Origin of the sequence: Nitrosovibrio sp. Nv6 (assembly GCF_900110495.1) — a bacterium.
Lineage (GTDB): Bacteria > Pseudomonadota > Gammaproteobacteria > Burkholderiales > Nitrosomonadaceae > Nitrosospira.
This window is the reverse complement of the sequence record NZ_FODX01000002.1, coordinates 398,700-416,633: the sequence shown is the minus strand read 5'-3', so window position 1 is coordinate 416,633 and position 17,934 is coordinate 398,700. Positions and strand designations below refer to the sequence as shown.

Sequence of the window (17,934 nt, the reverse complement as noted above, 5' to 3'; positions counted from 1 at the left end):
TCCACCTATCCTACAAAAACTGTCGATAGCGCGCCGGACTATCATGCGGCTTGTAATATCCCGGCTATCGCTGCCTATCATCGCCCACTCAGTTGTTAAATACGCGCTTAACGGAGGGTTGGTCCAGAGACTCTTTCGTCTGCAGCGCCTTTATCAGTTCGGTCTCCAAATGGACCAGCCTCCGTGATTCGTCCAGAATATTCCCGGTGACCAGGAATGTATCCTCGGCACGTCCGCCCATCGTATTTATTCTTGCGCTGTGAACATTCACGCCAAAATGCACCAGCACTTGCGCGATGCGCGACAGCAATCCAGGCTGATCGCCGGCAATGATTGACAGGACATGATATGCGCCCTTCTCGTCTGGTTCGATATCGACCTCCGGCTCAATCGGAAAATGCCTGAGAAGGCGGCTCAAGCGTCCTTTCAACGGGGGTTCCAGGGGAGCCCGCTGTGCTAATTGCTGTGTCAATTCGCGTTCTATAAAGCCCAATACATCGCGATGGCGCTGGGTAACATTGAGAGGGTCGAGAACAAGGAAACTATCGAGAGCATAGCCATGACGGGTGGTGTGAATTTTTGCCTGCGCTATGTTGTAATCGATACGATCGAAAAAACCGCAAATACGCGCGAATAAGTCCCCTTGATCAGCAGTGTAGACCAGTACCTCGATGCCCGTTCCCGTGGGTGAGACGCGTGCCTTCACCACGGGCGCTGCCGGTTTCATTTGATGGCTCAAATGACGCATGTGCCAGACAATCTCCTCTGGCTCATGCAGCAGCAGATAGGTGGGGTCGAGCGCTGAACAGAGCTGTTCATAAGCGCTGGCGGGAATATTATCGAGTTGCAGCAATTCCAGAATCCTGTTTCTGCGGTTTTTCAACGTTCCGCCCACATGATACGTATCCCCGCACAGATGACGCCGCGTTGCCTGGAACAGGTCTTCCAGCAGCTTGCTTTTCCATGCGTTCCATACTTTTGGACTGGTGCCTCGGATATCCGCAACGGTAAGCAGATAAAGCGCAATGAGGCGTCGCTCGTTCCCCATGCGTCGGGCGAAGTCGGCAATCACATCCGTATCGGATATATCTTTTTTTTGTGCCGTGCTCGACATGAGCAAGTGATTTTCCACCAGCCACGTAACCAGTTCTGCATCTTCCGCCAACATTTGATGATGGTGGCAGAAGCGACGGGCGTCCGCCTTGCCGAGCGTCGAGTGATTTCCCTGACGTCCTTTGGCAATATCGTGGAATAACCCTGCGAGATAGAGCACTTCAGGCCGTTCGAATTCACGGATGAGCTGGCTGCAAAGCGGATATTCGTGGGCGAATTCCGGCGCCATGAATCGCCGCAGATTTCGCACCACCATGAGGATATGTTCATCCACTGTGTAGACGTGAAACAGATCGTGCTGCATCTGGCCGACAATGCGCCCGAACGCCGGGATATAGCGTCCCAGGATACCGTAGCGGTTCATCAAACGCAGCTCACGCGTTAATCCGCGCGGCTGGCGCAGGATTTCCATGAACAGGGTGCAATGGCGAGGATCTCGCCTGAATGCGCCATTAATCAGCGGCGCGGCCCGCCACATTGCCCTTAGCGTAGCAGCACTGCGAGCCTTCAATTCGGGATGCTGTTGCAGCAGCAGAACGCTTTCAAAAATCGCGCCTGGATATTGGCGGAAGATATCCTCGTTGCGTATCTCCAGCAATTCACCGCGCTTCTGAAAACGCGGATTGATAATGACCGGAGCGGCGCCCTCATGGGGAAAAATCTCGGCGCGAAGCGTAAGCAGCAGAATGGTGTTGATCTGTGTTACGGCCTTTGTAGCGCGGTAATACCGCTGCATCAGCATTTCACCGGCACGGCGCGGCCGTTTGCCGGTTATATTGAGTTCACTGGCGAGGGGCGTCTGGTAATCGAATAGCAGGCGGTCTTCTCGCCTTCCGGCAAGATAATGCAACCGGATACGAAGATCCTGCAAAATGGATTGATTACGCTGCGCCAGGCGGGCTTCCCGGGGAGTAATAAATCCGCCCCTTGCGAGATCCGGCCAGGACTTCCCCAATCCCGCGGCACGGCTGATCCACAAGATGTTCTGCAAATCCCGAAGGCCGCCGGGGCTCTCCTTGAGATTGGGCTCAAGATTGTAAGTGACATCCCGATACCGGCCATGACGCTGCTGCTGCTCACGCTGCTTCGCTCTGAAAAATTGACGCGGCTCAAGCATAGCCTGCATGACGCGCGAAAATTCCGTGAACAATTGACGATGTCCGGCAAGCTGGCGGGCTTCCAGCAGACTCGTTTGCACGGTAATGTCTTTCGCTGCCTCATCAGCGCATTCCTGAATCGTGCGGATGCTATGGCCAACGTCCAGCCCAATATCCCATAGCAATCTTACCCAGCATTCCAGTTGCGTCTCGATAGCGTGATCTATTGCGGCGGCCTCGCCTTCCGCCTTGGAAACCAGCACCAGCAGATCTGTGTCGGAATGGGGGAAAAGCTGCCGTCGGCCATAACCGCCTACCGCAAGTAAGGCGATGGAGCGAGGCATCTCCATTTCACGCCAGACCTGGCGCAGAACACCATCCACCAGTCGGCTGTGGTCCAGCAACAAGGCCGCGCCGTTCTTGTTTTTGTAATAGCGCTGACGCAATAACTCACGGCCTTGAAGCAGGGTCTCCTTGATCGCCTCAATGTTAAAAGTACCCGGCAACGGCTTCGTATCAGGCCTCCGTGACAGATCAGGAGCGATAAGCCGGTTTCGGTGGTGTACCGGCGGATAGCGTCAACACTTCGTACCCCGTTTCGGTGACGAGAACGGTGTGTTCCCATTGCGCCGACAGGCTATGGTCCTTGGTTACGATGGTCCAGCCATCGGCCATTTGGCGTATACCAGCCTTCCCCGCGTTGATCATCGGCTCGACTGTAAAAATCATCCCCGCTTTGAGTTCAAGCCCGGTACCGGCGCGGCCATAATGGAGCACCTGCGGCTCCTCATGGAATTTTGCGCCGATTCCATGGCCGCAGAATTCTCTCACGACGCTATATCCATGACTTTCGGCAAAGGTCTGGATGGCGTGGCCGATATCTCCCAAATGCTTTCCCGGCTTGATTTCCTCTATTCCGCGCCACATTGACTCATATGTAATCTCACACAAGCGCCTGGCCGGGTTTACAGGTTGGCCAACGTAATACATGCGGCTGGTGTCACCGTGGTACCCCTCCTTGATGACTGTCACATCGATATTGACGATGTCGCCCGATTTAAGTTTCTTCTGACCCGGCACCCCGTGACAAACCTGATGATTGACCGAGGTACAAATGGATTTTGGATAAGGTGAATATCCCGGCGGGGCGTAATTGAGCGGCGCTGGAATCGTGTTCTGCACATTGACCATATAATCATGGCAAAGTGTATCAAGCTCGTCCGTGGTAACCCCGGGCTTAACGAAGGGCGTTATGTAATCGAGCACCTCCGATGCGAGTTTACCTGCTACCCGCATTTTCTCTATCTCTTGAGGGGTTTTGAGAGACAATGTCATAATTATTCCGAATTGATGGACAAGCTATTGGGGCAAGCGAAAAACGGGGGCAAACAAAAAAACGTATGATGGGGGCGAGAACATGACATTGCAAGCCCCGTGTCAAAGCATGGAAGTCAGCTATGGGATCAGCGAAAAACCGATTTTGGGCTGGTTCGATTTTTTACGAGAATACGAATACGAGGCAGGACATCAGCGCCTGTTCGCGATTGGAACAAGGCGAATAGCCTGTCCGTATCCTTGCAGTTCAATCAAACTGTTTTTCCTGACTGCATCTGGTTGTCTTAAGCTCACTGGCGGGGAATTCCTGTTTCAAGTCCATCATCTTCCCAGCCAGGCTTTCCGACGGCGAGCTTGCCACGAATTTCACCTGCTCCAGGTTGCGCGCTCCGATAATCGCTGATCTTACGCCCTTGCTCCTGAGTGTCGCCATGGAAGCTTGGGCATCCTTTATATCCTCGAAGAATCCCATGGAGATGGCGTTATTCCACTTGCTATCGTCTTGAACGAGAGTGTAAGTCGTGACTCCCCGTCTCCTGAGCTCCCCGATTTTTTTCTCCGCGTGCCTTTTGCTGCTGAGCGGTGGAATATGTATCCAATAGACAGGCGCCTTGCCCATTGCCCGCAGGTCCATCTTGCCATTCAGTTCATGCCTGGCAATCGCCGCCTCCACACGATCCAGTTCCGCTTCAACAAAGGTTCCCCATTCCAGGCAGGTTGCCGGCGCTGCAACCGCGGGCAAGGGTTTGATTTTTTCCGGCTGAAGCTCAGGCCCCGGTTGAATACCGCTTCTCGCAGCCGGTTCCAGTTGGATATAAACGGCAAAACCGAGGTTGATAAACAACAATAGAAAAAATAATGTTCTCATCTGGCGATAGCTTATTGTTGTTATTCAGCCTTTGCCTTGTTAAAATGCCATGTTAATCGCAAAACCTTTTTTTCGGAGTTCCAGGAATGCAAGGCATGAAGCTAATTTCGAACATTGTGGCCTGTGCCGCGTTGGCCCTGTCCGGCCAGGTTTTCGCCCAGACCGCCGAAGCCGATAATAGTAATAAAGGAGACGCAGCCAAAGGCCAGCAAATTGCCACACAGGTATGCGCCGCTTGCCACAACGCGGACGGCAACAGTCTTATTCCTGCGAATCCAATTCTGGCTGGCCAGCATGCCGAGTATATCATCAAGCAGTTGAATAATTACAAATCAAAGGATGGCAAGCCTCCGGTGCGGGAAAGCCCCATTATGAACGCAATGGTTGAGCCGCTTTCACCGGAGGACATGAAGAACCTTGGCGCTTATTTTGCCCAGCAGATCCCCAGGCCCGGAGTAGCCAACGACAAATCTCTCGCTGAACAGGGTGAACAACTATATCGCGGCGGCAATCTCGAAACTAGTGTTCCCGCCTGCACCGGTTGCCATTCTCCAAATGGCGCTGGTCTTCCGCCCAACTATCCCCGACTTGCCGGGCAGCACTCTGAATATACCGCTGCACAACTGCGGGCATTCCGGACAGATCAGCGTACAAACGATGAAAACGATGTGATGCAAATGATCACGTCGCGCATGACGGAGAAGGAACTGAGAGCGGTAGCCGAGTTTATTTCAGGCCTACGTTAATCTGATCAAAGTGCCCGAGCCGTCGAGACGGCCCGGGCCGTTTTTTACTTTCTAACTTCCTGCACCAAATACTTGTTCAGCCGCAAGCAGCGTCTTGCTGATTTCGGCATCACCATGTGCAGCGGAAACAAATCCGGCCTCAAACGCCGATGGCGCGAAATAAATGCCTTCCTGAAGCATGGAATGGAAAAAGCGGTTGAAAGCTTCCTTGTCGCAACTCATTACCTCAGCATAGCTTTCCGGCGGATTCTTCCGGAAATATAGACCGAACATACCTCCCACTGCCTGTGCACTGAAAACAATGCCGTGTTTTTTGGCAGCCGACGCGAGACCCTCGGTAAGTTGCCGGGTACTGGCGGCTAGCTTTTCGTAGAAGCCCGGCATTTGCACCAGCTTCAGCGTGGCGAGCCCGGCAGCCACTGCGACAGGATTGCCTGAAAGTGTACCCGCCTGGTATACCGCCCCCAATGGGGCCAGGCACTGCATAATGTCCCGTCTGCCACCGAAGGCCGCCATGGGCATGCCGCCGCCGATTACTTTGCCGAGCGTAGTGAGATCGGGCGTTATGCCATACATTCCCTGCGCGCATCCCAATCCAACCCGAAAACCCGTCATCACCTCATCAAAGATCAGGACGCTGCCGTGCTGTGTACATAGCTCGCGCAGGCCCTGCAGGAAACCGGGCTTCGGCGCTATCAGGTTCATATTGCCCGCGACCGGTTCGACGATCACCGCAGCGATTTCTTTACCGAACTGACTGAACGCCTGTTCCACCCCTGCAAGATCGTTGTAATCCAGCACCACGGTGCTGGAAGCGGTCTCTGCTGGAACGCCGGCGGAACTCGGGTGCCCGAAAGTCAGGGCGCCTGAACCTGCCTTGACCAGCAAGGCGTCGTCATGGCCATGGTAACAGCCCTCGAATTTGATGATACGGTTCCTGCCGGTATATCCTCTGGCCAGGCGAATGGCGCTCATGGTGGCCTCGGTTCCTGAACTCACGAGCCTCACCTGGTCAATTGAAGAAACAAGCTTGCATAGCAGTTCCGCAATTTCCAATTCCGCCTCGGTAGGCGCACCAAAAGTCAGGCCTTTTTGGGCTGCCGCCTGCACTGCTGCTATCACTTCAGGATGGGCATGGCCAAGAATCAATGGACCCCAGGAGCCGACATAATCGATGTAGATTTTATTATCCGCATCCCATGCATATGCGCCTTGTCCCCGCTGAAAAAATACAGGTGTTCCGCCCACTGACTTGAAGGCGCGAACCGGCGAGTTAACGCCGCCGGGAATGAACTCTTGAGAGCGTTCGAATAATTGCTGGTTACGTGACATTGGCTACCCCATGATGATGAGAAGTGGAGTGATGGTTCAGGTTAAATAACCTGGAAAAGCTCTCAGTTGTGGACCGAATGTTCCGGGCATTAAACAGCGCATTGCTGACAGCCACCATATCGGCGCCTTGCCGTATCGGCCCTACTGCATTATCGGGAGTAATGCCCCCGATAGCGACAATCGGAATATGCAGTTCAAGTTTCGCGTGACGCAACAGGTCTGCGGGTGCAGGCATCGCGCCAGGTTTAGTGACGGAAGGAAAAAAAGCACCAAATGCGACATAGTCCGCCCCTTGGCGCTCGGCCTCAATGGCATATTCGAGGCTGCCGTAACAGGAGATGCCGATGATTTTTTCAGCCCCCAACTCGCGTCGCGCTTCGGTTATGCCAACATCGTCCCGGCCCAAATGTACGCCATCCGCACCGACTTCCATTGCAAGATCAAGGTAATCGTTGATGATGAAGGGTACGCGGAATTTCCGGCAAAGATGAGCAAGTGAATGTGCCTGCTCCAAACGCAGCGCAATATCGGTTGTCTTGCTGCGGTATTGGACGAGCGCCGTGCCTCCTGCCAGCACGAGTTGTGTCATCCTGATGAGGCGCGACGTGTCTGCCACATCCGGTGTAATTGCATACAGGCCGGAAAACTTCGGCCGCATCATTTTTCCTTGCTTCCGTTTCCGCCATCGTGATCCTCACGGGCCCAGAATAATCTGTCCGGCAGGTGTTGCCCCATCCCCGGACGAAATCCTGCTTTAAGCGACTGCCAGGTATACTCTTGCGCTTCATAGACCCCTTCGGCGATCGGCAGTCCGTTTGCAAGCGCGGCGGCGATAGCCGAGGCAAGGGTGCAGCCCGACCCGTGGTAGGAGCCTGCCAGTCGATCCCAGGAATCGGTGCGAACAATGCCATCCGTCCCGTACAAATGGTTGACCACCTGGGATGTATTTTCATGAGTTCCAGTGATTAACACATATTCGCAACCCATATGCAAAAGCCGGCCTGCACATTGATTCAGATGCGGCATATCGTCGTCATCCTCGTCATCCTGCGCCAGACGCCTTGCTTCGAGGCTGTTGGGGGTAATGATGGTTGCCTGTGGAAGCAGCAATTCCCGCATCGCCGCCACCATTTCCTCGCTGGCGAGTTCGTCGCCCCGGCCTGAGGCAAGCACGGGGTCCAGCACCAGCGGAATATTGGGATAATCGGAAATCACTTCGGCAATGGCGGTGATAATTTCAACGCTGCCTAGTAGTCCGATTTTAAAAACATGCACCGGCATGTCTTCCAGGACGGCGCGCGCCTGATCCACCACCCATTCCGGATCCAGTGCCAAGACGTCGTCCACTCCTGCCGTATCCTGCACAGTAACGGCGGTGATCACCGTCAGAGGATGGCACCCCATGCTGGCAAGCGTAAGGATATCAGCCTGGATACCCGCGCCACCGGTAGAGTCGCTAGCAGCAAAAGAAAGTACTGTAGGGGGTGGCTGAGACATGGGCTAATACCGTAAAATGACATTTTAACCCAAATTACTCTCATTCATCATGCCTACGACCGAAACTCGCGTTTACCGTTGTTACATGTGTCTCATTTGCGGTTTCATATACGACGAAGCCGAAGGGTCGCCGCAGGAAGGTATTCCGCCCGGTACTCGATGGGAAGACGTGCCGATGAATTGGACTTGCCCCGAATGTGCTGCGCGGAAGGAGGATTTTGAGATGGTGGAGATCTGATATGCGCATCCTTCATACCATGCTTCGCGTTGGCGACCTGGAAAAATCCATTGCCTTCTACACCGACGTGCTGGGAATGAAACTGTTGCGGCGGAAGGATTACCCCGAGGGAAAATTTACGCTGGCGTTCGTCGGTTATCAGGATGAGGCAGAAGGTGCGGTATTGGAATTGACACATAACTGGGACGTGCAAAAATATGACCTGGGCACGGGCTACGGGCATATTGCCATAGCAGTCGATAACGCTTACGAAGCCTGCGAGGAAGTGAAAAAGCGAGGCGGCAGGGTTACTAGGGAGGCGGGGCCTATGAAGCACGGCGCCACCGTCATTGCATTTGTGGAAGATCCGGACGGCTACAAGGTCGAGCTCATACAGAAAAAGTAGTATAGGTTATAGGTAGGTAAGCGGCTTCTCGACGGCAACTAAATTAAGGCATGTCTTCGTCCTGCCTGTCCTGCCACATGAGAAACAAAACAGCAACCGTGATTATCGCGAGAGGCAGGATCACGTAGAAGCCTAGCGCGTAACCGGCCCCATCGCCGTGATCATGAGGCGGCGACGTGCTGATTATCTTGTAGGCGTGAACTGTGCCGACCGCAAGTGCCAGGACAAGGCCCGCCATGCGACGGTTTCCTACCACGGCGCGACCAGCCATCTGGTTGAGTAAATGCGATCCGTAGTAGCCGAGGAAATAGATCGCGATATAGAAGATCAAAGCACCCATAGCATCCCGGATTCTTATGAACTTACCTCTAGCCGTCTGTCGGACTTAAAGGAAATCAGCTGCAAAAGCGTCTGGCTGTTCCATATTTCGCTGCTTTTTCGGCCAATAGAATAATTATTGGCCTTCAAAATCCTCAAAATCTGTCCTCACCGGTCACTTTTTCGCTTCGACTCTTCAAGTCCGAGAGGCTGCCAGGATAGAGCCTGACGCCGGAGAATCAATCTCTATTTGTCCTTCCTGTTTTCCTTATCCATTTTTCTCCTCGGGCTTTTTTAGCAGTAAAAGGGACTCCTGTCCAGTCCATATTGGAGGAGCTATCTGAATGCAATTGCGGTGAAAACCGGACTGGGGCAGGCATTCGTTGGTATGCTCCTGCTGGGAGGCGCCACATCCCTTCCTGAAATCGCAAACGTTACGACGTCATCTTCGTGGATGGGAAATCCGTCACTGCCGGATTGTAAATTTACTCGAGTTCTTCGATTGCGAGCCGATGGTAGCGGTGCGCAAACTCAAACGGCACACGGCGGATAACGTTCATTGCGCGATCCACGGAGGTTTTTTCAGGTGCATAGATTACCAGGAAAGAGGCCCCCTCCTCAGCGGCTTTCAAGTGAATTTCAATGACTTTGTCCGCCCCGCCCAGACGAGGTAGAAAGCCCCCGGTATCAAGATTACGCTCCGCAGCTTCAGCCACTTCCTTACACGTGAAAAATTCACAGTCCTCAGGCACATACCCACCTGTAAACAAATCCTGCTGTACTTGTTTAGCATCTTCCTTACTCTTAAATCCAACCACAAGATAACCAATAGGGTAAAACAGACCAAAGCTCGTGGGATATTTGCGCGATTCATTTGTTGTATTCTGATTACCCATAGCTCGTTCTCCAGTAATAGTTATTAATCAATAAAGACTGGTACATCTTACTCAATCGATCTGCACATACGCAAATGCTACTTCAACAGCTAACAGGCGTTAATAAGCATATTAAAAACCTCCTGGTAATGCCTTGTCCGGTCGGCCGTGGCTTTATAAAACGACCCGATCCTCTGATTAGCTCCTTTTGCAAATAAATCAAGAATCCGGAAAGGAATTCAAGAATAAAGAACAAAAACTACCAGGGTTGCCGCCATGCTAAGGAAATATGAAATGGCGAGAAGTCTTCCTATTGTCATAATCGTCTCCTCCATCGGTAATCGAATACACGTGGCAAAAGCACGACAAATTGTGAAGCATTTGTGAATTATTTGTTATTTTAATGTTAAGACATTTTTCTGGCAGCTAAATTCCCTTCAAGGATCTTTTTTCCGATGGGGCCGAGCTTGAGGTATCGAAAGGACTTCCCGCAGGATGATGGCAATAGGTAGCGGCGTGCTGGTATAAGTTCTAACAGTATGAGTTCCCTCCCAACTCTTTCACGGGCAGCGCTGGGACATCCAGACCGCCATACCTGCTTTCCACTTACAGCAAGTAGCTGAACTTAGCCCTGCATGCGCGCCACATCGCGTTTAACACAACTCCGCTATCTGCTTCCTTCGATATCCCGGCAATCCGGCTTTCTGTAAATCGCGATTTCTTTATTTGAACCTCCAGGCAAAACCCTGCCGGAAAGTTCCGCTTTTCGCTTTCTCTCAAATGGTAGGGACTACTACAACGAAAAAAAACAACATTACAAAGAGAATTTTTAAAATTCCTTAAAAAAACACGAATCATAATCGTTATCACTATTGTAGAGCTGATATTGCCCGTTCAATCAGCATTAATGACAGGAAAGCCAAGGGGACTGAAACAGAAAGATTTAACACAACTCGGGGAGGGTGATATTTGGAAATAGATATCTTGTTTGGCACGGAGAATAGATCGATTTAAAAAATTAATAACCTGATTGGAGGTAATAAAATGGACTTGAAGCTGAATCTCGCCCAAAAAATGGGCGTTTCCATCTCATTGTTAGCAATGTCTCTTCTCGCTAGTCCGGCGCACGCAGTTGACTGGACTGAGATCAGTGATGCAGGCCAGTTGGTGGGTACGGCACAAGAGCCGACAGGTGATGGTCGACTGAGAAATATCTACGGAACCATTTCGACCACTAATGACGTAGATATGTACCGGCTTTACATTTCCAACCCCGATACATTCTCCGCGTCTGTCAACTCTACCAGTGGCGACCTTGACTCCGCGATCGGGTTGTTTAACGAGGGAGGGTTCGCTCTATATGCAAATGATGACGCCATGCTTGGCACGCGCAATGCGGCCTTGCCGGCAGGCCACGTAAACGGGCCGCAGGCACCGGGCTGGTATCATCTGGCAGTAGTTCCCCTTGGCACGCCTCCGGTAAGCGGCGATGGCTTTACTCCCGACCATTATATGTTTCCCAATGTCAGTTCTCCCTATACCCAGGTCTTCACAGCGTCGGGTCCAGGGGGAGCATCACCCCTGACGGGATGGGCGCCGATAGATGATATGGCACTCAATGAGGGGTACCGTTTAAGACTTTCAGGAGTGCAGGTTTCTCCCATTCCCGAGCCGGAAACCTATGCCATGTTGCTTGCCGGCCTCGGATTGATCGGCGCTATGGTTCGGCGGAGAAAAAGTTTTATCAATCAACAGTAGATTGATTTTCCGTTTTGTGATTTTGGGAAGATTTCTAACCGCAGAAAACTGGAAAAAGAAAGAACAATCAGAATAAACCTGACCAAAACCCTAATATTGCGTCAGGAAAATTTTGTTTGTAAGGGTAAAATCCAGGAAGCTTGTGGGTGATACCCGTAGGAAACCTGGTGGAGAGTACTTTTTCCGTCCATCGGGTTTCCCATCAGACTGCCATCGGTACGATCAATCGGATAGCGATGAAGTCCATAATCCATATCACGTCAATGCATGCTTCCTTGTAACCGGCCTCTCAACGATTGACCTGGAAATGAGAGCAATAAGTAGAGAGCACGGTTGCCGCTCCAAATCCTGCCCCTCGCGATGATGCCCCCTTGGATATTCCAAAATCCGTAGCGTGTCTAGCGGTACGGCCGCGAGTGCTCGTAGTGGCGACGCCAGTTTTGAAGGTAAAGGTCGGCGAGCGCAGCGTTGTCCCGGATTACCAGCACATTCTCCGCATTCCTGTACTGCGCGGCCTGAGTGAAATTGAAGCTGCCTGTGATCACGATCGCATCCGGATTGCCCGCATCGATCACCATCACCTTGTTGTGGGCGCTGGTATGCTTCGCGTCAGTAAAAACCGGTACGCCTTCAGCGGCAATTTTCGAGATCAAACTCGTCGGAATTCTACGGGCCTGCTCCTTGTCGGTAATGACTTTGACATCCACTCCCCGGCGCCGCGCTGCGATCAACGCGGCCGCGATTTTGCGGTGGGTGAAGCTGAATGTCTGCACCAGCACCTGACGATGTGCGCCATGAATAGCTTCCGCAATAAGCTCACCGGCATCGTCTCCCGGCGTAAAAGCGGCTTGTATTGTGCCGGAGGCAGGAAGAACAAGAGGAGCTTTACGATCGTTATCGGAAGACGGTTCAAAGGCCGCCGAAGATGATGCAAGCAGTATTGCCAGGCAACCCGTTATGAAAGCGCAACGATTTGACAGCATCACGATTCGTTCTTCAGCAATTCCAAGACTGCTGCAAAAAATCCATCCGTATTGTGCAAACGGGGTGACAGCTGCAGGAATACGCCCGTGTCGAGCGGAATTTTCTGTTGCACCATCAGTTCGGCGCAATTCAGCAGCATGAATCGGGGATGACTGGTGAGAAAGTTCTCTACGATCTCCTGGTTCTCTTCCGGCAAAAAGCTGCAGGTAGCATAGATCAGCCTGCCGCCGGGCTTAAGCAGGTTTGCCGCAGATGAGAGAATCGCCGCTTGCTTGCGCTTGAGTTCTTCTATGCTCTGCGGTGACTGCCGCCATTTCAGATCCGGATTGCGGCGCAAAGTCCCAAGGCCGCTACAGGGCGCATCCACCAGTACCCGGTCTATCTTACCCGTGAGTCGCTTTACCTTGATATCATTTTCGTTCGTGATCAGTTGCGGGTACAGGTTGGATAAGCCGGAGCGCTTGAGGCGCGGCTTGAGGTTGTTCAGACGCTTCTCGGAATTATCGAAAGCATAGAGGCGCCCTTGCGAATGCATCAGTGCACCGAGCATCAGCGATTTGCCGCCCGCTCCCGCACAAAAATCCACTACCATATCCCGCCGTTTCGGTGCCAGCAAATAGCCCAGCAATTGGCTGCCTTCGTCCTGAACTTCCACTTTTCCGGTGAGAAACGCTTCATGGCGGTTGATAGCCGGCTTACCCGCGACGCGAATGCCGATTGGTGAATAGGGCGTTGCGCTGGCCTGAATTCCGTCTTTGCCCAGTGATGCAAGCACTTCGTCCCGTGTTGCCAGAAGCGTATTGACACGCAAGTCGAGGGGTGCAGGGTGTTGCAGCGAACGGCCCAGATCAAGGATCTCGCTATCCTCCATAAAACCACGCAGCTTTTCCATCAGCCACTCGGGGAGTTCAGCCTGAATCGAAAGCGGCTGTGATTCCGGAGAGAATCCTTTAATACCTGCAAGCCATTTTGCTTCAGCCTCGCTGGCGAACGGTATGAGCTCGCGCAAATTCAAGCCTTGAAATTTAGCGAGGTATGCGAGCAGTAGCGAACGCGGGGTTGCGATCTCGACAGCGCTTTCAAGAAAGAGCCGGTGACGCAGAATGCCAAACACAGTTTCCGCGATAAAGGCGCGGTCGTATGCCCCGAGCATTGGATTTTCGCGAAAAAAATACCGCAATATCGAATCGGCAGGGTGTTTCAGTGGAAGCACGGCGCGCAGCGCAGCGGTAGCCGTGTCCAGATGGGCAGGGGTGAGACGCATCTAATATCGATTCGGCAAAAAATCAGGCAAGGCAGATCCGTATCGCAGGTGCAATACGCATCGTTATATTAAAGAAGCCGCCGGAAAGACGATTACCCGGACGGTGCCCGCACTTCTTGATCAGTGCAGGCGTCCTTGCTTGAAGCTGTCCGGTTGCTCGTCATAGCTTATTTTCGTGACCATCTGATCGGTCACGATACCCATTTTTTCCAGGGAAATGATACGCACTGGCAGCATATGGTGGTCGACGGCAAGCCAGATCTTTTTGTCGCGGTCACCTTCCTTTTCCAATTGCTTGGTCAGCACGACGGTTTCGAGTTTGCCCATGGGTGTGTCCAGCGTTTCCTTGCCGACGGCGTAGCGAGTCACTTCGAGACGCCGGCCATCGGTTTCATGCAAATTTATCATTTTGCCGGGGACGGGAGAAAACATGAAGCTGTAGAGCAGACTCAGCCTGTCCAGAGCATCGGCAGGCAAGGGTTTTTGCTCCTCACCACGTTTATGCTGAAGGGTCAGTAATTTCTTATCCCAATCGAAAATTGCTACTTTCGGTATCTTCTCCCCATGCTGGTCTGAAAAACGTTCGGGGCGCAGCGATCCCTGTGCCGTTATGATCCCTTTACTATCACGAACCACGCTGTCTGGTTGTGTCAACGCCAATAAGCCCTTCGCACGGGCTTCGCTATTAATGGCATAGGTGCGCGCGCCGCTCTCCTTCCTTATTTCCAGCGTGTCATAAACTTCTCCTTCGAGTCCGCCGGAGGTTATCGAATAACTGATATCGACGCGAGGCGGGACATCGGCCGCGCAGGCAGAGAAGGCAGAAAAAGCAGCAAGACCTAAGCCCCCTGCCAAAGCTATAAGTGATTTTTTCATCTATTTAATCCAGGTGAAGGTGAATATAAAACTGCGTCATCAAACCGGGCTTTGCTCACGTTTACATGATTTTCCGAGAGCGTGAGCCGGCCTTCAATAAACCAGCGCACGGCTTCTGGGTAAATGCGGTGTTCCTGTTGAAGCACTCGTGCCGCAACCGTTTCTTCGGTGTCATCCGGCATTATCTGAACTGCGGCCTGAATAATGATCGGGCCACAGTCCATTTGCACGGTGACAAAATGGACCGTACAGCCATGTATTTTTACGCCGTCCCTCAAGGCCTGCCGGTGGGGATTCAAACCCGGAAAGGCAGGCAGCAGAGACGGATGAATGTTCAGTATTTTTCCCTGGTAATGATTAACAAAATCATCTCCAAGAATGCGCATGAAGCCGGCAAGTGCAATCAGATCCGGGCTATATGCGTCGATTGTTTCCATCAACGCAACATCGAACGCCGCGCGCTCGGGGTAGGACCGCTGATCCAGCACGATGGTTTCACAACCGTGCATCTTTGCGATTTCCAATCCCGGCGCATTAGGCCTGTTGCTGATAACCGCGGCTATCCTGGCCGGCAGTTTTGCTTCGATCAGCGCTTGCATGTTGCTGCCGCGACCGGAAATGAGGATGACGATGGATTTCATGGTGTCAACAGCGGGATCCGGGTTACCTGGACGCAGTTTATTTTTACCTGCTCCGCCAATCACTCAATGATTGTTTGAGCTTCGTCTGCGTTGCGCCGTCGAATCGCGCCTATGCGCCGCACAGTTTCCCCCGAAGACTGCAAAAACCGCATCGCGCTGTCGGCATTTTCCGGTGCTACGATCAGCACCATGCCGATCCCGCAATTAAACACGCGGCGCATCTCACTATCAGCCACGTTGCCTTGCTGTTGCAGCCAGCGAAAAAGAGGCGGCGCCTCCCATGCCTCTGTTTTCAGTACCGCGGTGACACCATCGGGCAGGACACGCGGGACATTTTCCACTAAACCGCCGCCTGTGATATGCGCCATCCCTTTAACCGGCAGAAGCTTCATGAGTTCGAGCAACGGCTTTACATAAATCCGGGTCGGCCTCATGATCACATCAACTAACGCTTCACCATGGAAATCGGTGGACAAGTCCATGTTATTTTTTTCGATGATCTTGCGAATCAACGAGTAACCGTTGGAATGGGCGCCGCTGGAAGCAAGTCCTAATACCGCATCGCCTTCCTGAATGGTCAGGCCGGTAATGAGATTCTCTTTCTCGACCACGCCTACCGCGAAACCTGCAAGGTCGTACTCTCCTTCCGGGTACATGCCTGGCATCTCGGCGGTTTCGCCGCCGATCAAGGCGCATCCCGCTTGTTCGCAACCTGCCGCGATACCCTTCACCACCCGGGTTGCCGTATCCACGTCCAGTTTCCCGCATGCGAAATAGTCCAGAAAGAATAGCGGTTCCGCGCCCTGTACCAGAATGTCGTTGACGCTCATCGCCACCAGATCTATACCAACGCCATCATGCTTGCCAGACTGGAATGCAAGCTTCAACTTGGTACCCACGCCGTCGGTCCCTGACACCAGCACCGGATTGCGGTATTTTTTGGAAATTTCGAAGAGGGCCCCGAAACCGCCTATGCCGGCGAGCACCTCCGGACGCATGGTACACTTGGCATGGGTTTTGATATTCTCCACCAGGCGGTCACCCGCTTCAATGTCCACACCCGCCGCGCGGTAGGAGAGAGGGATGGAGCCCGGATTTTCCTGTCTGGATGAAGTCAAGTTGAGTTCTCGCCTGGTTGCGGTTAGAGTGCGATTTTCAAAAATGGCAATTTTACCGTAAATGTATGGCTGCGCATGAACGCAAGCGATACCTAGGCAATAATCATTCATAAATGAAGCAACTCTTGCTGGACATCGCCCCCCCGGCACAACCCACTCTCGCTAATTTCGTGCCGGGACGCAATACCGAACTGTTGCAGACCGTCAGTAACATTCTTGTCGGACGGGAAGACGAACGCTTTGTTTATCTATGGGGAGGGTTGGGATGCGGCAGAAGCCACTTGCTTCGCGGCGTAGCGGGAGCATGCGCGCGCAACAAATTGAACACAGCGTTTTTTGCCTGTGATGAAAATACCCATTTTGTTGACGGCAGCGAAGCCGATTGCGTGATAGTGGATGATGTGGATCGTCTCGATGCCGAAGCCCAGATCGGTATGTTTAATCTCTATAATCATATTCGCGACGAGGGTCGTGCGTTTTTGTTGGTGAGCGGTCCTGCCGCTCCCGCGCAATTGAAGCTACGCGAAGACCTCGTCACTCGACTGGGATGGGGTTTGGTGTACCAGGTTCATGAACTGACTGATGAGGAAAAAATGGAAGCCATGAAAAGCCATGCAATCAGCCGCGGACTCGATTTGTCGCAGGAGGTATGCGAATACTTGCTGCGGCATGAGCGACGCGACTTGCCCTCCTTGATGGCAACGCTTGATGCCCTTGACAGCTATTCGTTGGCCAATCAGCGTAAAGTCACCGTTCCCCTGGTGCGCGAACTATTGCAGGCAGCCTCATGAATCTCGCGCTGTTCGATCTCGATAATACGGTTTTGGCCGGCGACAGCGACTTTCAGTGGGCGCAATTCCTGATAGAGCAGCGCGTGCTCGACCGAGAAGTTTACGAAGCCCGAAATGTGGAATTTTACGAGCAGTACAAAGCCGGCACCCTCGATATACACGAGTTTCTGGATTTTCAGTTAAAGCCACTTTCCCGTCATCCCCGGGCACAACTGGATGCCTGGCACCGCGAATTCATGGAAAAAAGGATTCTGCCGTTGATTACGCCAAGCGCGCGGGAATTGATTAACAGCCATATGCTCAGCCGTGACCTTTGCGTCATCATTACCGCGACCAACAGCTTTGTGACCGCGCCGATCGCCAGGGCGCTCGGAATAAACCATCTCATTGCCACCGAACCGGAGCAAAAGGACGGCGAATTCACGGGCCAGGTTTCCGGCTTGCCATGTTTTCGAGAGGGTAAGATAGCACGATTGGAAAGCTGGCTGGACAAGCACAATCTGACCTGGCTGTCGTTCCTGGAAAGCTGGTTCTACAGCGATTCATTGAACGATCTGCCGCTGCTCAATAAGGTCACCCGCCCGGTGGCGGTAGATCCTGATCCAACACTTAAGGCGCATGCGGAAAAAAACAAATGGCCGATCATCAGCTTGCGCTAGTGTTGGCGGCTGTTCTGCTCAATCTGACGCAGATTGACA

19 protein-coding genes are annotated in these 17,934 nt (G+C 52.7%); 6 read left to right on the top strand and 13 right to left on the bottom strand.

The window, feature by feature from the left end; genetic code table 11:
- Nucleotides 1–88 precede the first annotated feature (88 nt).
- From BMX66_RS08595 to BMX66_RS08585, 3 genes are all read right to left on the bottom strand, one after another.
- Nucleotides 89–2,716, bottom strand: coding sequence for a [protein-PII] uridylyltransferase (locus tag BMX66_RS08595; RefSeq protein ID WP_090880929.1), 2,628 nt, complete (start codon nucleotides 2,714–2,716; stop codon nucleotides 89–91).
- A 28-nt stretch (nucleotides 2,717–2,744) separates the two neighbouring features.
- Complete coding sequence (gene map / locus BMX66_RS08590; RefSeq protein WP_090880926.1) at nucleotides 2,745–3,545, bottom strand: type I methionyl aminopeptidase; 801 nt, start codon at nucleotides 3,543–3,545, stop codon at nucleotides 2,745–2,747.
- Nucleotides 3,546–3,792: 247 nt separating this feature from the next.
- Nucleotides 3,793–4,413 (bottom strand): SPOR domain-containing protein, encoded by a 621-nt coding sequence (locus BMX66_RS08585; protein WP_090880923.1) that lies wholly within the window; start codon nucleotides 4,411–4,413, stop codon nucleotides 3,793–3,795.
- Nucleotides 4,414–4,499: 86 nt separating this feature from the next.
- On the opposite strand from BMX66_RS08585, the gene BMX66_RS08580 reads away from it, so the two are divergent.
- The gene (locus BMX66_RS08580) at nucleotides 4,500–5,159 is read left to right on the top strand and encodes a c-type cytochrome (RefSeq protein ID WP_090880920.1); all 660 of its coding nucleotides are present in this window, start codon (nucleotides 4,500–4,502) and stop codon (nucleotides 5,157–5,159) included.
- A gap of 51 nt (nucleotides 5,160–5,210) precedes the next feature.
- On the opposite strand, the gene hemL is transcribed toward BMX66_RS08580, so the two are convergent.
- From hemL to thiD, 3 genes are read right to left on the bottom strand one after another with little or no spacing between them, the layout of a single operon-like run.
- Entirely contained in the window at nucleotides 5,211–6,491 is a 1,281-nt protein-coding gene (gene hemL / locus BMX66_RS08575; protein ID WP_090880917.1) for a glutamate-1-semialdehyde 2,1-aminomutase, read from the bottom strand.
- Nucleotides 6,481–7,152, bottom strand: a complete 672-nt coding sequence (gene thiE, locus BMX66_RS08570; RefSeq protein ID WP_090880914.1) for a thiamine phosphate synthase — start codon at nucleotides 7,150–7,152, stop codon at nucleotides 6,481–6,483. Before thiE ends, hemL begins: the two co-directional genes overlap by 11 nt.
- Nucleotides 7,149–7,988, bottom strand: a complete 840-nt coding sequence (gene thiD, locus BMX66_RS08565; protein ID WP_090880910.1) for a bifunctional hydroxymethylpyrimidine kinase/phosphomethylpyrimidine kinase — start codon at nucleotides 7,986–7,988, stop codon at nucleotides 7,149–7,151. The genes thiE and thiD overlap by 4 nt, the downstream gene beginning before the upstream one ends.
- Before the next feature lie 49 nt (nucleotides 7,989–8,037).
- On the opposite strand from thiD, the gene BMX66_RS08560 reads away from it, so the two are divergent.
- Together BMX66_RS08560 and gloA are read left to right on the top strand one after the other, a co-directional pair.
- On the top strand, nucleotides 8,038–8,226 hold the full coding sequence (locus BMX66_RS08560; protein WP_090880907.1) for a rubredoxin: 189 nt from the start codon (nucleotides 8,038–8,040) through the stop codon (nucleotides 8,224–8,226).
- Nucleotide 8,227: 1 nt separating this feature from the next.
- Nucleotides 8,228–8,611, top strand: a complete 384-nt coding sequence (gene gloA, locus BMX66_RS08555) for a lactoylglutathione lyase (RefSeq protein ID WP_090880905.1) — start codon at nucleotides 8,228–8,230, stop codon at nucleotides 8,609–8,611.
- 43 nt (nucleotides 8,612–8,654) lie between these two features.
- On the opposite strand, the gene BMX66_RS08550 is transcribed toward gloA, so the two are convergent.
- Nucleotides 8,655–8,951, bottom strand: coding sequence for a hypothetical protein (locus BMX66_RS08550; RefSeq protein WP_090880902.1), 297 nt, complete (start codon nucleotides 8,949–8,951; stop codon nucleotides 8,655–8,657).
- A 463-nt stretch (nucleotides 8,952–9,414) separates the two neighbouring features.
- Nucleotides 9,415–9,825 carry a hypothetical protein gene (locus BMX66_RS08540; protein WP_090880897.1) on the bottom strand — a complete coding sequence of 137 codons (411 nt, stop codon included), beginning with the start codon at nucleotides 9,823–9,825 and terminating at the stop codon, nucleotides 9,415–9,417.
- Nucleotides 9,826–10,848: 1,023 nt separating this feature from the next.
- On the opposite strand from BMX66_RS08540, the gene BMX66_RS16015 reads away from it, so the two are divergent.
- Entirely contained in the window at nucleotides 10,849–11,562 is a 714-nt protein-coding gene (locus BMX66_RS16015) for a PEPxxWA-CTERM sorting domain-containing protein (RefSeq protein ID WP_255398871.1), read from the top strand.
- 398 nt (nucleotides 11,563–11,960) lie between these two features.
- Here BMX66_RS16015 and BMX66_RS08530 read toward each other — a convergent pair whose 3' ends face one another.
- From BMX66_RS08530 to purM, 5 genes are all read right to left on the bottom strand, one after another.
- Nucleotides 11,961–12,545, bottom strand: a complete 585-nt coding sequence (locus tag BMX66_RS08530; protein ID WP_090880894.1) for a phospholipase D family nuclease — start codon at nucleotides 12,543–12,545, stop codon at nucleotides 11,961–11,963.
- Complete coding sequence (locus BMX66_RS08525; protein ID WP_090880892.1) at nucleotides 12,545–13,810, bottom strand: RsmB/NOP family class I SAM-dependent RNA methyltransferase; 1,266 nt, start codon at nucleotides 13,808–13,810, stop codon at nucleotides 12,545–12,547. The genes BMX66_RS08530 and BMX66_RS08525 overlap by 1 nt, the downstream gene beginning before the upstream one ends.
- 120 nt (nucleotides 13,811–13,930) lie before the next feature.
- Entirely contained in the window at nucleotides 13,931–14,686 is a 756-nt protein-coding gene (locus BMX66_RS08520; RefSeq protein ID WP_090880889.1) for a DUF3108 domain-containing protein, read from the bottom strand.
- Complete coding sequence (purN, locus tag BMX66_RS08515) at nucleotides 14,683–15,327, bottom strand: phosphoribosylglycinamide formyltransferase (RefSeq protein WP_090881126.1); 645 nt, start codon at nucleotides 15,325–15,327, stop codon at nucleotides 14,683–14,685. Before purN ends, BMX66_RS08520 begins: the two co-directional genes overlap by 4 nt.
- 59 nt (nucleotides 15,328–15,386) lie before the next feature.
- Nucleotides 15,387–16,445, bottom strand: a complete 1,059-nt coding sequence (gene purM, locus BMX66_RS08510; RefSeq protein WP_304528644.1) for a phosphoribosylformylglycinamidine cyclo-ligase — start codon at nucleotides 16,443–16,445, stop codon at nucleotides 15,387–15,389.
- A gap of 113 nt (nucleotides 16,446–16,558) precedes the next feature.
- Here purM and hda point away from each other — a divergent pair, with 113 nt between their 5' ends.
- On the top strand, nucleotides 16,559–17,236 hold the full coding sequence (hda, locus tag BMX66_RS08505) for a DnaA regulatory inactivator Hda (protein WP_090880883.1): 678 nt from the start codon (nucleotides 16,559–16,561) through the stop codon (nucleotides 17,234–17,236).
- Nucleotides 17,233–17,895 (top strand): histidinol-phosphatase, encoded by a 663-nt coding sequence (locus BMX66_RS08500; RefSeq protein WP_090880880.1) that lies wholly within the window; start codon nucleotides 17,233–17,235, stop codon nucleotides 17,893–17,895. Before hda ends, BMX66_RS08500 begins: the two co-directional genes overlap by 4 nt.
- Nucleotides 17,896–17,934 lie beyond the last annotated feature (39 nt).